The 14,000-nt window shown below is 73.5% G+C and carries 19 protein-coding genes and 1 pseudogene; 8 read left to right on the top strand and 12 right to left on the bottom strand.

Annotation, left to right across the window (positions count from 1 at the left end; translation table 11 throughout):
* The first annotated feature begins 112 nt into the window (after positions 1-112).
* Positions 113-658: an adenylate kinase gene (locus ACFXDJ_RS04425; RefSeq protein ID WP_384847729.1), complete on the top strand. Its 546-nt coding sequence runs from the start codon at positions 113-115 to the stop codon at positions 656-658.
* Here the strand turns inward: ACFXDJ_RS04425 and ACFXDJ_RS04430 are convergent.
* The gene (locus ACFXDJ_RS04430) at positions 625-990 is read right to left on the bottom strand and encodes a hypothetical protein (protein ID WP_384847731.1); all 366 of its coding nucleotides are present in this window, start codon (positions 988-990) and stop codon (positions 625-627) included. The genes ACFXDJ_RS04425 and ACFXDJ_RS04430 overlap by 34 nt on opposite strands.
* Before the next feature lie 137 nt (positions 991-1,127).
* Between ACFXDJ_RS04430 and ACFXDJ_RS04435 the strand changes: the two genes are divergently transcribed.
* Positions 1,128-1,598 carry a hypothetical protein gene (locus ACFXDJ_RS04435; RefSeq protein ID WP_384664217.1) on the top strand — a complete coding sequence of 157 codons (471 nt, stop codon included), beginning with the start codon at positions 1,128-1,130 and terminating at the stop codon, positions 1,596-1,598.
* A gap of 288 nt (positions 1,599-1,886) precedes the next feature.
* Here the strand turns inward: ACFXDJ_RS04435 and ACFXDJ_RS04440 are convergent, their stop codons facing one another.
* Positions 1,887-2,891, bottom strand: a complete 1,005-nt coding sequence (locus ACFXDJ_RS04440; protein WP_384847772.1) for a helix-turn-helix transcriptional regulator — start codon at positions 2,889-2,891, stop codon at positions 1,887-1,889.
* A gap of 119 nt (positions 2,892-3,010) precedes the next feature.
* Here ACFXDJ_RS04440 and ACFXDJ_RS04445 point away from each other — a divergent pair, with 119 nt between their 5' ends.
* Entirely contained in the window at positions 3,011-3,445 is a 435-nt protein-coding gene (locus ACFXDJ_RS04445) for a DUF3224 domain-containing protein (RefSeq protein WP_384659062.1), read from the top strand.
* A 189-nt stretch (positions 3,446-3,634) separates the two neighbouring features.
* On the opposite strand, the pseudogene ACFXDJ_RS04450 reads toward ACFXDJ_RS04445, so the two are convergent.
* Positions 3,635-4,201 (bottom strand): annotated as a pseudogene (locus ACFXDJ_RS04450) (HAD-IC family P-type ATPase); the annotation flags it as partial.
* Positions 4,202-4,280: 79 nt separating this feature from the next.
* Positions 4,281-4,724: a MarR family winged helix-turn-helix transcriptional regulator gene (locus ACFXDJ_RS04455; RefSeq protein WP_384659059.1), complete on the bottom strand. Its 444-nt coding sequence runs from the start codon at positions 4,722-4,724 to the stop codon at positions 4,281-4,283.
* 99 nt (positions 4,725-4,823) lie between these two features.
* Here ACFXDJ_RS04455 and ACFXDJ_RS04460 point away from each other — a divergent pair, with 99 nt between their 5' ends.
* From ACFXDJ_RS04460 to ACFXDJ_RS04475, 4 genes are all read left to right on the top strand, one after another.
* Positions 4,824-5,528, top strand: a complete 705-nt coding sequence (locus ACFXDJ_RS04460; RefSeq protein WP_384659057.1) for a maleylpyruvate isomerase family mycothiol-dependent enzyme — start codon at positions 4,824-4,826, stop codon at positions 5,526-5,528.
* A gap of 134 nt (positions 5,529-5,662) precedes the next feature.
* The gene (locus ACFXDJ_RS04465; RefSeq protein ID WP_384847734.1) at positions 5,663-5,965 is read left to right on the top strand and encodes a hypothetical protein; all 303 of its coding nucleotides are present in this window, start codon (positions 5,663-5,665) and stop codon (positions 5,963-5,965) included.
* Between the two features lie 89 nt (positions 5,966-6,054).
* A complete protein-coding gene (locus ACFXDJ_RS04470; RefSeq protein WP_384659054.1) occupies positions 6,055-6,513 on the top strand; it encodes a Crp/Fnr family transcriptional regulator in 459 nt (152 codons plus the stop codon).
* 240 nt (positions 6,514-6,753) lie between these two features.
* Entirely contained in the window at positions 6,754-7,197 is a 444-nt protein-coding gene (locus ACFXDJ_RS04475; protein WP_384659051.1) for a subtilase-type protease inhibitor, read from the top strand.
* Positions 7,198-7,236: 39 nt separating this feature from the next.
* On the opposite strand, the gene ACFXDJ_RS04480 is transcribed toward ACFXDJ_RS04475, so the two are convergent.
* Together ACFXDJ_RS04480 and ACFXDJ_RS04485 are read right to left on the bottom strand one after the other, a co-directional pair.
* Positions 7,237-8,121, bottom strand: a complete 885-nt coding sequence (locus ACFXDJ_RS04480) for a GNAT family N-acetyltransferase (RefSeq protein WP_384659048.1) — start codon at positions 8,119-8,121, stop codon at positions 7,237-7,239.
* 91 nt (positions 8,122-8,212) lie between these two features.
* Positions 8,213-8,440, bottom strand: a complete 228-nt coding sequence (locus ACFXDJ_RS04485; protein ID WP_384659046.1) for a hypothetical protein — start codon at positions 8,438-8,440, stop codon at positions 8,213-8,215.
* 139 nt (positions 8,441-8,579) lie between these two features.
* Between ACFXDJ_RS04485 and ACFXDJ_RS04490 the strand changes: the two genes are divergently transcribed.
* Positions 8,580-9,308, top strand: coding sequence for an NAD-dependent deacetylase (locus tag ACFXDJ_RS04490; protein WP_384659044.1), 729 nt, complete (start codon positions 8,580-8,582; stop codon positions 9,306-9,308).
* 31 nt (positions 9,309-9,339) lie between these two features.
* On the opposite strand, the gene ACFXDJ_RS04495 is transcribed toward ACFXDJ_RS04490, so the two are convergent.
* The 6 genes from ACFXDJ_RS04495 to ACFXDJ_RS04520 all read right to left on the bottom strand — a co-directional run bounded on the left by ACFXDJ_RS04495 (position 9,340) and on the right by ACFXDJ_RS04520 (position 13,915).
* Positions 9,340-10,836, bottom strand: a complete 1,497-nt coding sequence (locus ACFXDJ_RS04495; RefSeq protein WP_384659041.1) for an IMP dehydrogenase — start codon at positions 10,834-10,836, stop codon at positions 9,340-9,342.
* 246 nt (positions 10,837-11,082) lie between these two features.
* The gene (locus tag ACFXDJ_RS04500) at positions 11,083-11,574 is read right to left on the bottom strand and encodes a VOC family protein (protein ID WP_384847737.1); all 492 of its coding nucleotides are present in this window, start codon (positions 11,572-11,574) and stop codon (positions 11,083-11,085) included.
* Between the two features lie 140 nt (positions 11,575-11,714).
* A complete protein-coding gene (locus tag ACFXDJ_RS04505) occupies positions 11,715-12,092 on the bottom strand; it encodes a hypothetical protein (RefSeq protein ID WP_384659036.1) in 378 nt (125 codons plus the stop codon).
* A 106-nt stretch (positions 12,093-12,198) separates the two neighbouring features.
* Positions 12,199-12,615, bottom strand: a complete 417-nt coding sequence (locus ACFXDJ_RS04510; RefSeq protein WP_384659034.1) for a roadblock/LC7 domain-containing protein — start codon at positions 12,613-12,615, stop codon at positions 12,199-12,201.
* Between the two features lie 71 nt (positions 12,616-12,686).
* Positions 12,687-13,508, bottom strand: coding sequence for a transcriptional regulator (locus tag ACFXDJ_RS04515; RefSeq protein ID WP_384659031.1), 822 nt, complete (start codon positions 13,506-13,508; stop codon positions 12,687-12,689).
* Positions 13,505-13,915 carry a hypothetical protein gene (locus ACFXDJ_RS04520; protein WP_384659029.1) on the bottom strand — a complete coding sequence of 137 codons (411 nt, stop codon included), beginning with the start codon at positions 13,913-13,915 and terminating at the stop codon, positions 13,505-13,507. Before ACFXDJ_RS04520 ends, ACFXDJ_RS04515 begins: the two co-directional genes overlap by 4 nt.
* Positions 13,916-14,000 lie beyond the last annotated feature (85 nt).

Below are 14,000 nucleotides of genomic sequence, written 5' to 3' on the forward strand. Positions count from 1 at the left end.
GACCCCCTCGACCCCCCCCGCCGGGGGGGGGGGGGCCCGCCGGAGGCGGCGCCGCGCCCGCCCCACCCGCCCCCCCCCCGGGCCCTGCTGCCGTATTGGGTAGGCTCCGCCGGTGCGGCGCGTACTCGTGGTCGGCATCAGCGGAGCCGGCAAATCCACCCTGGCGCGGGAGCTGGGACGGCGGCTCGGGCTGCCGTACCACGAGATGGACGCCCTCCACTTCGCCGGGCCGGGTTGGGCCGTCAGCCCCTCCTACGCCGCTGACGCGGCCCGGATCGCGGCGGGCGAGCGGTGGGTCCTCGACTCGTACGGGCCCGAAGACGTACGCGAACCGCTCTGGCGGCGGGCCGACACCGTGGTGTGGCTCGACCATCCCCGGCACGTCGTCATGCGGCGGGTGCTACTGCGCTCGCTGCGCCGCAGCCTGCTGCGGGAGCGGCTGTTCGGCGGCAACCGGGAGCGGTGGCGCGAGTGGCTGCGCGCCGACCATCCCGCCTGGTGGGCCTGGTCGCGCTACGGGGCCCGGCGCGCGGAGATCGGCCTGCTGGCCGGTGACCCGCGGTTCGCCCCGCTGCGGGTGGTCCGGCTGCGCTCCCCGGCGGCCGCCGATGCCTGGCTGCGGGCTCAGCGTCCGGCCGGGCGGCGGCCGCAGACGTAGGCGCAGCCCCGTACGGTGCCGCGGACCGTACCCCGCCGGGCCGTACGCAGGCGGCGCATCGTGTCGTGGCCGCGCCGGCGCCACTCGGCCCGGGGCAGCCCGGCGCGCTGGCCGCCGCCGGTGATCAGGGCGTTGACGGGGGCGTGGGCGTCGGCGGCGAGCCCCTTGGCGACCAGGACCCCGACCACGAGCGGAACCAGGGCCACGGCCAGCGCCGAACCGGCGATGGTCACTTGCTGCTGCATCCGCGGGCGGTTCACGGTACGCGCGGTCGTGGCGGCGGTGGCGGTAGCGGCGGCGGTAGCAGTGGCGACCGCGGTCTCGGAGGTCATGCCCCTATTCGATCAGCGGGGGCACGCCGGGGAATCGGCGCGGATACTCAGGCTGTTGGGTGTGAGGTACTCAGACGCACGCCCGTGCGCCTGTGCGCCCGTACGACCGGCTCAACCGAACGAGGGGGCAGCGGCAAGTGACCACACCCGGGCACAACTTCGAACCGGCGAGCGGCGACGGCCCGCCACCACCCGAAGCGGGACGGGCGGCGGAGCTCCGTACCGCGTACGAGGGGCTGTTGCAGATCCGCCGCCTGGTCAACGGACCGGCGGGCGCCACGGTTCCCGCCCCCTGGGAGCTGCGCCTGATGCCGCGCGCGGTGGCCCTCGTACTGGAGGCGGCGGGCATCCCCGCGTCGGCGCGGGATCCGCAGGACCCCGAGGGCCGGCGCACCCGGACCGGCTACCGGGTGGGTCCGGCCGCGTCCGGGGAAGGCCGCGTGGAGGTGACCTGGCTCGGCCCACCGGGCAGCGGCGCGGCGGAGGAGGAACAGGAACGCCTGACGTCCTGCGCGGCCGCACTCGAACCGCTCGGCTGGATCTGCCTGCTGTACCGCGGCCCGCGCCGACGCCGTTTCCTGGAGGTGGAACCCCCGCCGGCTCCCTGACCGACCGGCCGGCTGAAATCCAGTACCCCTGTGCGGTAACGCGGGGGCACACTCACCCGACCTCGTCACCGGTGTGCTCGGGCACGCGGATGCGCCGCTCCGTCGCGGCCGTCAGCGCGGGTACGGCCACGTCCGCCGCGGGGCCCATCCGACAGCCGGACCAGCGCGGCCCCGGCCGCCGCCGGCCAGGCGGGGGCGCCGGACGCCAGATCGGTGAGGGGCCTCAGCGCCGACAGCCGTACGTCGGCACGCGCGTCGGCGGTCCGCGGGCCCGCCGCAGCCGGATTGTCAGCGCCGGTACCGTTCGGCCAGTTCCGCCACGGCCTCCGCGAGGGTCCGGCGCAGCTCCGGCGGGCCGAGGACCTCGGCGTCCGGGCCGAGGCGGAGCAGGTCGCCGACGGCGATCGCCCCGGATTCGACGGCGAGTTCCACCCGTACCCAGCCGTCGGCGTCGGGCGGCCCGGCGGTGGCGAGGGACCGGACACCCGCCGCCCCGAACTGCATCGGCAGCAGCTGCCGGGCGCGCGGGGAGAGCCGTACGGTGGCGGTCTGCCGGTGCGTGGCCGCCTCCGGGCGGCGGGCCGACCGCTGCCAGTACTCGGCGAGTTCGAACCCCACGGGTCGTACGAAGCCGTCGGCGAGGGTGTCCACAGTGCGGAACCGGCCCACCCGGTAGGTCCGCACGGCGGTATCAACGGCTTCCCCGGCCCCGCCAGTCTCCCCGGCCTCCGCGGCCCTGGCCACCAGGTACCAGATGCCGCCCTTGAGGACGAGCCCGAGCGGCCACAGCTCTCGCCGTACCTCGCCGCGCCAGCGGCGGTAGTCGGCGCGCAGGATCCGCTGGTCCCACACGGCCTGGGCGATCTGCGCGAGGTGCGGGACGGGGTCGGCGTCGCGGAACCAGGCGGTGGCGTCGAGGTGGAAGCGCTGCTGGATCTGCCGGGTCCGGTCGGCGAGGCCGGCGGGCAGGGCGGCCTGGAGCTTCAGCTGGGCGGCGGCGAGGTCACCGCCGAGGCCGAGGTCCCGGGCGGGGCCGGGGGCCCCGGCGAGGAACAGGGAGCCGGCCTGGGCATCGGTCAGACCGGTGAGGCGGGTGCGGTAGCCGTCCATGAGCCGGAAGCCCCCGGCCGGGCCGCGGTCGGCGTGGACCGGGACTCCGCAGGCGCCGAGGGCTTCGACGTCGCGGTAGACGGTGCGGACGGAGACCTCCAGCTCGGCCGCGAGCTCGGGGGCGGTCATCCGGCCCCGGTTCTGGAGGAGCAGGAGGAGGGAGAGGACCCGGTCGGCGCGCATGACGCGATTGTCCGGCATACCTGACAGGAGATGTCAGGTATGCCGGACAGGCTGACGCCGAGCGGGCCGCCCGGTGATCAGCAACGGGACCAGGGCCCGCCCCCACCCCAGGAGGCACCATGCCGACGCCCGCGCCCACGCCCACCCCCGCTCCCACCCCCACCGCCGGCGGTTTCACGTTCAAGAACTGGGAGGAGCACCCGATCGGCCAGGCGGACACCTTCCCCCGCCTGGCCCGCGCCACGGTCACGAACGCCTTCACCGGCACCGTGACCGCCCCGGAGACGGCGTGCGACTACGCGATCGCCTACACCGGAGAGCACATCGGCACCTTCACCGGCATGGAACTGGTCTCCGGCACCGTCGACGGCCGCAAGGGCACCTTCGTCCTGGAGGAACGCGGCACCTTCGACACCACCGGCACCCGCTGCTCCTTCACCGTCGTCCCCGGCTCGGCCACGGAGGACCTCACCGGCCTCACCGGCTCCGGTTCGTTCGTCCACCACCACGGCGACACCTCGGTGGAGTACGCCTTCGCGTACGACCTCCCGTAGCGGCAGTGCCCCGGCCGCCACGGAAGGTCCCGGCCGCTCAGTCCGGGTAGCGCAGCAGCCGCAGCGCGTTGGCGACGACCACGAGGGTGGAGCCCTCGTGGACCAGGACCGCCGGCCGATGCCAAGGCCCATCGCGGTGGCCGGGACCAGGACCGCCACGATGCCCAGGCTCAGCCAGAGGTTCTGGCGGATGATGCGGCTCGCCCGGCGGCTGAGGCCGGTGACGAACGGGAGCCGGCGCAGGTCGTCGGACATCAGTACGATGTCCGCCGTCTCCAGGGCCACCGCCGAACCGGCCGCGCCCATCGCCACCCCGACGGTGGCGCCGGCCATCGCGGGGGCGTCGTTCACTCCGTCGCCGATCATGGCGGTACGGGCACTGCGGCGCAGCCGGGCCACCTCCGCGACCTTGTCTTCGGGGAGCAGCCCGCCCCGGACCTCGTCCATGCCGACCTCGCGACCCACCGCGTCGGCCACCCGCTGGTCGTCGCCGGACAGCATCACGGTGCGGTCCACTCCGAGCCCGCGCAGGGCGGCCACCGTCTCGGCGGCTTCCCGGCGCGGCGCGTCCATCAGGCCCAGGGTGCCGAGCCAGCGGTCTCCCCGGCGGACCAGCATGGTGGTGCGGCCGGTGCCCGAGAGGGCCTCCGTACGGTCGCGGAGCGCGGCCGGGACGGGCGGGCCCGCGAGGCTGTCGGCGTAGACGAGGCTGCCGATGTGCACCGGCTCCCCGTCGAGCTCGGCGAAGACCCTCACCGGCCCGGATCCGCATCCTCGCCCGCCTACTGCGAGCCCCCTGCTCGGTCGCCACGGCGGCGACCGGGCGTAACGCCCCTCACTGGTACGGGTCGGTGATCTCCCGGAGCCGGGTGAGGGCGCTACGGAGCTGCCGCGTGCCCTGTTTGCCGAGGTGGCGGGCCCACTCCCCCTCGACCCGGGCCTCCGCCGCCCGCGCGACGGCCACGGCGGCCTCCCCGCGGGGCGCGATGTGGACCAGCCGGGCGCGGGCGTCGGTCGGGTCGGGGGTGCGGTGGACGTAACCGGCCCGCTCCAGCTGTTCGACCAGGAAGCCCGCGGTCTGTTTGGTGATCCGGGCCTGTTCGGCCAGGTCCGTGACCCGGGTGCCGTCCGGTCCGATGCGCGCGAAGACCCGGCCCTGGGCGACGGTGAAATCGTCGTAGCCGGCCGCCGCGAGGGCGTCGAAGACGCCCGATTCCATGGCCCGGTAGGCGATGAAGCACAGCAGTCCCAGATTGGGTTCGTCCTCGACCCCGGCCATCGCGCACCACCCTTGACTCAGTCAGTCTCTCTGACCAATATTAGACAGAGAGCCTGACCAAAATCCACTACGGATCCATCCAGGCAGCAGGAGGTCGATATGACCGGCACGGCCCGAATGAACCCCGACGAGGTATGGCGGACCATCGACAGCGAGCGGCTCTCCGTGGCCGACCTCCTGGACGACCTGAGCCCGGAGGAGTGGGAGACACCGTCCCTCTGCGCGGGGTGGCGGGTGCGCGACGTCGCCGCCCATCTCACCCTGGCCCAGCTGGGCGTCTTCCCGGTCCTGGTGGCCGCGGTGCGCGCCCGGGGCAGCTTCGACCGCATGATCCACGACACCGCCGTACGGGAATCCGCGCGCCCGGTCCCGGAGTACGCGCCCCGGCTGCGCGCGATGGCCGGATCCCGCCGCAAGGCGCCGGGCGTGACCCACCTGGAGCCGATGCTCGACATCCTGGTGCACGGGCAGGACATCACCGTCCCCCTGGGCCGCACCCGCACGATGCCGACCGGGGCGGCGGCGACCGCCGCGCAGCGGGCCTGGTCGATGGGGTTCCCGTTCCACGCCCGGCGGCGGCTGGCGGGCTTCCGCCTGGCGGCCACGGACTGCGACTGGACGGCCTACGGCGGCAGCAGGGGCGGCAGCCCTCACGGTAACGGGGCTCCGACGGTGGAGGGCCCGGTCTCCGCGCTCCTCATGCTGGTGACCGGCCGGTACTCCGCGGCGCTGCCCCTGCTCTCGGGCCCGGGCCTGCCCGCGCTCGGCGAACGGCTCGGCGAACGGCTCGGCGACACCACGTAGGCACCGCGGGCGCGAGACGGCGTACGCGGAGGCCGGAGACGTCCGACCGGTTCTCCCGATTGCCGCCCCACCCGGGGCCGCGCCCCTCTACCGTGCCCTGGGGGGACGGGCGCGGGACCGAAGGGTGGGGCGGGATGGACGAAGAAGAAGACATGCGGCTGGCGAGGATGACCCCGGAGATCTCCCGCCGCACCTTGGCCCTGCTCCGCGGTGTCGCCGGGCTCGAACCGCCGGAGCAGGTGCCCGAGGAAGCGATGATCACCGCCGACGAGATCCTCGCCGAGTTCGGCACGGACGGGCTCCGCGTGCTGGTGATGACGCTGGCGGCCTGGGCGACGGCGCAGATCGAGAGCGTCGCCGAGCTGAGCCGGCGCAGCCACGAGGCGGTCCTCGACGCCATGGAGCTGGCCTGCCTGGAGGCCGGCGCGGAGGAGTGACCGATCCGGATTCCGGGGTCACCGGACCCCGGAATCGGCCCCGCGTCGGCGACACTGGGTGGAGCGGGGGGTCCCGATCGGAGGCCGTCGTGAGCACACCTTCCCCCATCCGGATCGCTGCCGTCCTGTCCACCGAGCACCGCGGACGGCTCATGTCCCACGCCCGTGAGGTCAATTTCCGCGAGGGTGCGCGCATCTTCGACGAAGGCACCCGGGCGGAATCCTTCTGGATCGTGCGCTCCGGCACGGTGACGCTGGAGCTCCCCGTACCCGGACGCCGGCCCACCCCCATCGAGAGCCTGGGCCCCGGCGAGCTGGTGGGCTGGTCGTGGCTGTTCGCGCCGTACGTGTGGCAGTTGGGCGCGGAGGCGATGACGCCGGTCCGCGCCTACGAGTTCGACGCCACGACCGTCCGCATGCTCATGGACGCCGATCCGGCCTTCGGTTCCGCCATCGGCCACTGGGTCGGGCGCGTCCTCGCGCTCCGGCTCCAGCAGACCCGCACCCGGCTCCTCGACGTGTACGCCCCGCGCTTCGCCGCGAGCTGAGGGCGAGGGCCAGGCCGAGGACCAAGGCCAGAGCCAGGAGCGGAACCGGCGGGGTTACCGGGCGTGTTCGGCCGATTCCGCCGGCCGCTCCCCCACAGGTCAGCGCCCGGCCACCGCTGCGGTCTGCGGTCATGCATGTGCGTTCGGTGACGAGAAGTAGAGGTGCGAACGGGCGTTCCGCTTCCGCATGGGCAAGACTCGCGTCCGTTATCCGACGCAACGACGCGAGGAGTGTTCGACATGCGGTCCATCACCAGGAATCTGGGGCTTTCGTCCGCCGCCATGGGTCTCGCGGCCCTCACCGCCCTGGCCGGGTCAGGCGCGGCCGGCGCCGCACCGTCCGGCGCCGAAGTCCTCTACGCACCGTCCGCGCTCGTCCTGACCGTCACGGACGGCGCCAGCGCCACGAGCGGTACGGTGCTGCGCGCGGTCACCCTCACCTGCGCGCCCCGGCCCGGCGGAACGCACCCGGCTCCGGCCGCCGCCTGCGCCGAATTACGGGCCAACGGCCCCCAGCTCGACGCACTCGCCGAGCCCCGCCCGGACGCGTCGTGTACCAGGGAGTGGGCCCCCGTGACGGTGACGGCCGACGGGGTGTGGCAGGGCCGGCACCTGAGCTACTCCTACACCTACGCCAACTCGTGCGGGCTGCGGAACAGCACGGGCCTGCTGTTCGTCATCTGACCCCACGCCCCCACCCCACCCCACCCCGCTCCGCCCCCGTCAGCCCAGTTCGAGGCTGGTCACGCCGTACATGCCGGTCAGGTCCACGTCCGGCTCCTGGCCGGTGTACATCCGGGCCGTCTCGAAGGCCGGGGCGAGTCCCAGTCCGGTCAGCAGGGCCGCGGCGCGCGGGTGGGCGTCCGGTACGTCCACGGCGACCGTCCCGTCCGGGGCGTGCTCCGCGAGCCGCAGCAGCAGGGTCGAGGCCACCGCCGGGGAGGCGGCGTAGAGCGGGCCGACCCGCGAAGCGCCGGTGCCCGGCCGGATCACGCCGAGCCCTTCGATCCGGCCGTCCCGGACGGCGGCGAGGGCGGTCCGGCCGGGCAGCCCGACCCAGGCGGCGAGGAAGGCGTCGCGCGGTGCGGGGAAGAACCTGCGGTCGTAGGCGGCGAGTTGCCCGAAGGGCAGGGTGGCCGCGTCCACGATCTCCACCCCGGAGGCGGTCGTGGACGCGGACTCGGACGCGGGGCCGGCGCCGGCAGCGGACGCGGCGCGCGGCACCCCTTCGTGGCGGACGTTGTTCCAGGCCGAGCGGAAGCCGGACTTGCGGTAGTTGTCCTGCTGCTCGACCACCCCGTCCAGTCCGACGAGCCTCCCGTCGAGCCGCTGCATGCCGGCCTTCCACATCCGGATGCCGTAGCCCTGGCCGCGGACCTCGGGGCGGGCGATGTAGAAGCCGATGAAGCCGAAGCCCTCCCCGTACCGCACGGCCGAGATGCAGGCGACGGGCTCCCCGCCGACCCGGCCGACGAGGAAGCCGCCCGGGTCGGCCACGGCGAACGCGAACCGGTCGGATTCCCCCGGATTCCAGCCCTCCTCGTCGGCCCAATCCCGGATCAGCGCCATGTCGGCGGCGCTCGCGCCGTTGATCTCGAATCCCGTCATGTCCGGTGTTGTACCAGATGCGAAGGGTGTGCGCAGCCGGGCCCAACCAGCCGTCAGGAGACGGTCGAACGCGGCGCGATCGGCCCGCCCGTTACGATTTTCGGTGCGGCCGGACCAGTACCGGGCAGCCGTTCCACAGCGCCACCCCCACCGCGAGGAGCTCGACCACCCGGTCCCGCTCATCGCGGATCCAGGCCCCGCACTCGCCTGCGAACAGCTTCTCGTACGCGCTGTCGTGCACGGCTCCCTGCGCCGGCAGCCCGTGGACCGCGTGGAGGCCGCGGGCGAGGTCCTCGAAGAAGTTCCACGCCTCCAGCACGGCGCCCGGCGGCGGCGTACGGCGGACCGGGTCCCCGAGCCAGTGCTCGACGCGGGCCAGCTCCAGCTTGGTCGGCCTGCTCGGGGGGTCGGTTCAAAACCCTGTGGAGCGGGCTCCGCGTGCTCCTTAGAGTCGGTGCATGGGAAAGCCGCTCGTCGCAGTGTTCAGTGGGGCCGGGATGTCCACCGATTCCGGGATTCCCGATTACCGGGGGCCGCAGGGGTTGTGGCGGCGGGATGCCGATGCCGAGAAGCTCGTGACGTACGAGTACTACATGGCCGATCCGGAGATCCGGCGGCGGTCCTGGCTGATGCGGGCGGAGCTCGGCGCGCTCGGGGCGCGGCCCAATGCCGCGCACCTCGCCGTGGCCGGGCTGGAGCGCGGCGGGACCCCGGTGCGGGTGATCACGCAGAACGTGGACGGGCTCCAGCAGCTCGCCGGGATGCCCGCGCGCAAGGTGTTCGAGCTGCACGGCACGGCGCGGGCCGTGGTGTGCACGGCCTGCGACGCCCGCACGGGCATGGACGAGGCGCTGGCGCGGGTCGCCGCCGGGGAGGAGGATCCCGCCTGCCTCGCGTGCGGCGGGATCCTCAAGGCGGCGACCGTGATGTTCGGGCAGCGGCTGGACCCCGAGGTACTGGCGCGGGCCGTCGCCGTGGCGAAGGGGTGCGGCGTGTTCGTCGCCGTCGGGTCGACCCTCCAGGTGCAGCCCGCTGCCTCGCTGGCCGGGATGGCCGCGGAGGCCGGGGCCCGCCTGATCATCGTGAACGCGCAGGAGACCCCGTACGACTGCCTCGCCGACGAGGTGATCCGTGAGCCCATCGGGACGGCGCTGCCCGCCCTGCTGGCCCGGATCGCGGCGGCCTAGCCCCGGCCTGGCCCCGGCCTGGCCCCGCGGATCAGGCGATGGTCGCCGGGGTGTCCCGCAGGGTGACGTTCGCGTGGCTCTCCTGGAAGCTCTGATCGGAGACCAGGGTCAGCCGGGCCGTCGACTGGAACTCCGCGAGCGTGGCGGAGCCGCAGGAGACCATCGTGGTCTTGAGCTTGGCGATGGTCAGGGCGAGCCCTTCGTTGAGGTCGCCGGCGTAGGGGACGTAGCCGTCGACGCCTTCCTCGAAGAGCAGGCCCTGGCCGCCCTGGCCGTAGCGCTGCCAGTTGCGGGCACGGTTCGAGCCCTCGCCCCAGTACTCCTTCACGAAGCCGTCCCGGGTGGGGAGCTTCGCGCCGGCCGCCTGGTCGAAGCGGGCGAAGTAGCGGCCCATCATGACGAAGTCGGCTCCCATCGCCAGCGCCAGGGCCACGTGGTAGTCGTGCACCAGGCCGCCGTCGGAGCAGATCGGCACGTACTCGCCGGTGCGCTCGCGGAAGGCGTCCCGGGCGGCGGCCACGTCCAGCACCGCGCTGGCCTGGCCCCGGCCGATGCCCTTCTGATCGCGGGTGATGCAGATGGAGCCGCCGCCCACGCCGACCTTGACGAAGTCCGCCCCGGCCTCGGCGAGGAAGGTGAAGGCTTCACCGTCGACCACGTTGCCGCCGCCGATCGGGATCTCCGGGTAGTGCTTCTTCACCCAGGTCAGCGCTTGCGCCTGCCAGTCGCTGTAGCCGTCGGAGGAGTCGAAGCACAGGGCGTCCGCGCCTGCCTCCAGCAGGGCGGGGACGCGCTCCTGGTAGTCGTGGGTGTTGATGCCCGCGCCCACCCGCAGACGCTTGGCGCCGTCCACGGCCTGGTTCGGGAAGCGCTTGTTGTCCGCGTAGTCGGACCGGAACACCAGGTACTGGAGACGGCCCTCGGCGTCCAGCACCGGGAGGCAGTCCAGCCGCTGGTCCCACAGCCGCGCGTTGGCCTCGGAGAGAGTCGTTTCTCCATCGGCGTGGGGCAGGTCGGCGATGGCGGTCATCCGGCCGCTCACCGGTCCGTCGAGGTCGTGCCGCCCGGGGTGGAAGTCGCGGGAGGTCACCAGGCCGAGCAGGCGGCCGGTGGGGCTGCCGTCGTGGGTGACCGCGGCGGTGCTGTGACCGGTGCGCCGCATGACGGCGACCAGGTGGCTCAGGCTGTCGTCGGGGCGGACGTTGGTGTCGCTGGTGACGAACCCGGCCTTGAAGTTCTTCACCTGTCGGACGGCCGCGGCCTGGTCCTGGACCGGCTGGTTGTGGTGCAGGAAGCTCAGACCGCCGTTGCGTGCGAGCGCGATCGCGAGTTCCGGCGTGCTGACCGCCTGCATGATCGCGGACGTGAACGGAGAGCCGAGCTCGATCGCCGACCGCTCGCCCACGACGTGCCGCACCAGGGGCGTGCGCAGGTCGACCGTCGCGGGCGAACAGTCCGTCCGGGTCCGGTTCGGCAAGAGCAGGAACTCGTTGAACGTTCTTGAGACTTCGGCGATGACCTGTGCCACTCATTCCTCCTGACCCGCCGGCCGGAGCCCTCTGCCCGGCCGTGAGGACCGCCCGCGTCCCAACCCGGACAGGCAGGTGCGGCACGGCAGTTGTGGAGGTGCCACGCACTGCGGCAGAGCCCTGACCTGCCCGTGTTGTTCGAACCGGGTGCGGTCGTGACCTGGCACTCTACCCATTGCCCCGCCGCCGCACGAATCCTGTGCCCCGCCCCCAACAACCGCCCGCGGGTTCCCCCTTGGCCGCGGTCACACCCCGTCGGCCGCCCGCCGCATCTCCGCCACGTCGAGCTTCTTCATCTTCAGCATCGCGGCGGTCGCGCGGGCGGCCCGCTGCGGGTCCGGGTCGGAGATCAGGTCGATGGCCCCGGCCGGGATGACCTGCCAGGACAGGCCGAACCTGTCCTTGACCCAGCCGCAGGCGGACTCCTGGCCGCCGTCGGCCGTCAGGGCTTCGTAGTAGTAGTCGGCCTCGGCGTCGTCGGCGCAGTGGATCTGGAAGGAGACCGCCTCGGTGAAGGGGAACTGCGGGCCGCCGTTGAGACCGACGAACTTCTGGCCGTTGATCTCGAACTCGACGACCATGACCTCGCCCACCGGTCCGGGACCCGCCTCGTTGTAGCGGGCGGTGCGGCCGAGCTTGCCGTCCTTGAAGACGGAGAGGTAGTGGTCGGCGGCGGCCTCCGCATTGCCGTCGAACCACAGACACGTGGTGAACCCGTTGCCTGCCTTGCCTGCCATGTCTGCCTCCGGAGTGCGCGGGTGCGTAGGGGGACGGAATTCCCTCCCGTACATACAGACCGGTACCGGGCCCTGAATTCATCTGCGGGCCCGGTACCGGTACGTGTCCCCTCTGAATTGCACTCCTGCGGGTTACCGGGTCAGACTTCGAGCTCGGACTCGATCTTCTTCAGCTGGTGCCGCGCCATGGCCAGGTTGGCCCGGTCCTTGTCGAGCGCGAGGTAGAGGAAGAGCCCGGTGGCGCCCCGGCCCTTCAGCATCCGGATCAGGTGGTACTGGGTGCCGAGCGTGATCAGGATGTCCTCGATGGACTCGTCCTTGAAGTTGAGCATCTCCATCGTGCGCAGCTTGGCGCGCACCACGTCGGTGTTGCCGGCGGCCGCGACCGTGAGGTCGAGGTCCTTGCCGCCGCCGATGGTGCCCAGCGCCATGCCGCTGGCGTAGTCGACCAGGGCCGCGCCGAGCACGCCGTCGATGGTGGTGCTGGCTTCCTTGAGTGCGGTTTCGATGTTCGCCATGGGTCATTCCTCTTTCTGTCCGGCTGTCCTGGTATTCGGTCGGTACATGGATCTACGGGGATGTACATGGCTGTACGTGGCCGTACGCGGCCGGGGGCTCGCGGGGTCAGGTGGCCTGGCCGAGGCCCCTGCGGCCGATGCTGTGGTCGATCAGCTCGGCTATGCGCAGGCTGGAACGCCGGGCCTCCAGGTGGAGGCGCCCGACGTTGACGCGCTGCTCGGCGGTCAGGGTGAGTACCGCCGCGTCGCCCGCCGCGTAGGTGGCGACGTAGCCGTCCTCCCCGCGTACGAGCAGTTCCCGGAAGCCGCCCTGTCCGGTGCAGTCGCTGAGCCGCTGGGCCACGCCGAGCGCGGCCGCGGTCAGGGCGGCCACCGACTCGGCCTCGGCGGCGGCGCCGTCCTGGGCGAGGACGAACCCGTCGGAGCTCGCGGCGAGGGCGCCGGTGAGCTGGGGGACCCGGGACCGCAGCCGCCGGAGCTCGGCGAGTATCTCGGCCTCCGCTTCGGCGGGCACCGTACTCATGTCGGTCTTTCTCCTTTCGGACTGCCTCCGCTCGGAGCGGTCGGCGCGCAGGACCGGTCGCAGCGGGAGCCTCACAGGCTTGCCTCCAGTGCGTCGCGTAACCGGCGCAGGAGCGCCACGTCCGGGGACTGCGCCTGCGTCATCCATTCGGGCAGGGAGGTCTCCGGGACCGGCTCCGGTCCCGCCACCGGTGGGTACGGGGTCTCGACCAGCCCGGCCGCCGCGAGGCGCCGTACGTCGAGCAGGGTGTGGAACGCCGGCCGGCCCAGGACCCACGCGAGGTCGGCGGGCGTCCGTACGCCGTCCGCGTGGGCCAGCAGGATCCGCTGCCGGGCGGTGACGGTCTGGCCCGGAGCGGCCGGGCGGGGCACGATCGGGGAGGTGTCCAGCAGCGGGTAGGGCCAGACCGCGTCGAGCAGTTCCCGGCGCCGCCGGGTCTCCCGCTCCACGGCCTCCGCCGGAACCGAGCGGACGGAGCCGATCCAGTGCGTGGCCCCGCGGCGGAAGCGGGAGGGGCCGCTGCCCGGGGAGAGCGCGAAGAAGGCGGCGTCGAAGATCGCGGCGAGGTGGCAGATCTCCAGCTCGCCGCCCGCGAGCCCGCCGCTGTCGACGAGGAAGCGGGCGACCTGACGGCGGGCCCCGGCCTGGTTCACGGCCTCGGTCCAGCGTTCGGGGGCGAGGCCGCCGCCGGTGGTCAGCAGGACGTCGAGGCCGGGGGTGGCCGGGCTCTCCGCGTGCACGACCCGGCCGTCCTCCAGGAAGAGGGTGCCGCGCTCGCGGAGCAGGGCTCCGGTGGCGCGCTCGGCGGCGAGGCGGGTGAGCAGGGGCGATACGGCGGCCGGGGCGGCGGGGGACGAGGCCGACGAGGCCGACGGCGCGGAGGCGGCGGTCACTTGAGCACCAGCTCTTCGGCGAGGGTGCGGAGCCGGTGTCGGGCGAGGGCGAGGTTGCCTTCGGCCCGGTCCAGCCACAGGTGCAGGAAGACGCTGCTGTCGAAGCTGGTTTCGACGAAGCGGAGCACGTGGTAGCCGGTCCGGGTCGTGACGATCAGGTCCTCGACGGGCAGCCCCGCCGCCTCGCCGTCGGCGGAGCCGGCGGGTGGCTCCGGCGGGGCGAAGGACTCGTACTCGGCGGCGGCCCTCGCCAGCTCGGCGGTCTCGGCGGCGGTGGTCTCGTGGTCCCCGACGGGTGAGTCCCCCGCGGTGCCGAGGGCCAGTCCGCTGCTCCAGTCGACCAGCGCGGCCCCCCTCGCACCAGGCAGGGCCATGGCTTCGAGCAGGCATTCGTCGATCCCGGGCACGCGGGCTCCCCTCCCGGCCGGACCGTGCGTGGTGCACGGTCGTACGGCGCGACAGGAGGGAACTTACTCAACTTCCACAGTGCGA

Source organism: Streptomyces sp. NPDC059443 (assembly GCF_042750105.1).
Lineage (GTDB): Bacteria > Actinomycetota > Actinomycetes > Streptomycetales > Streptomycetaceae > Streptomyces.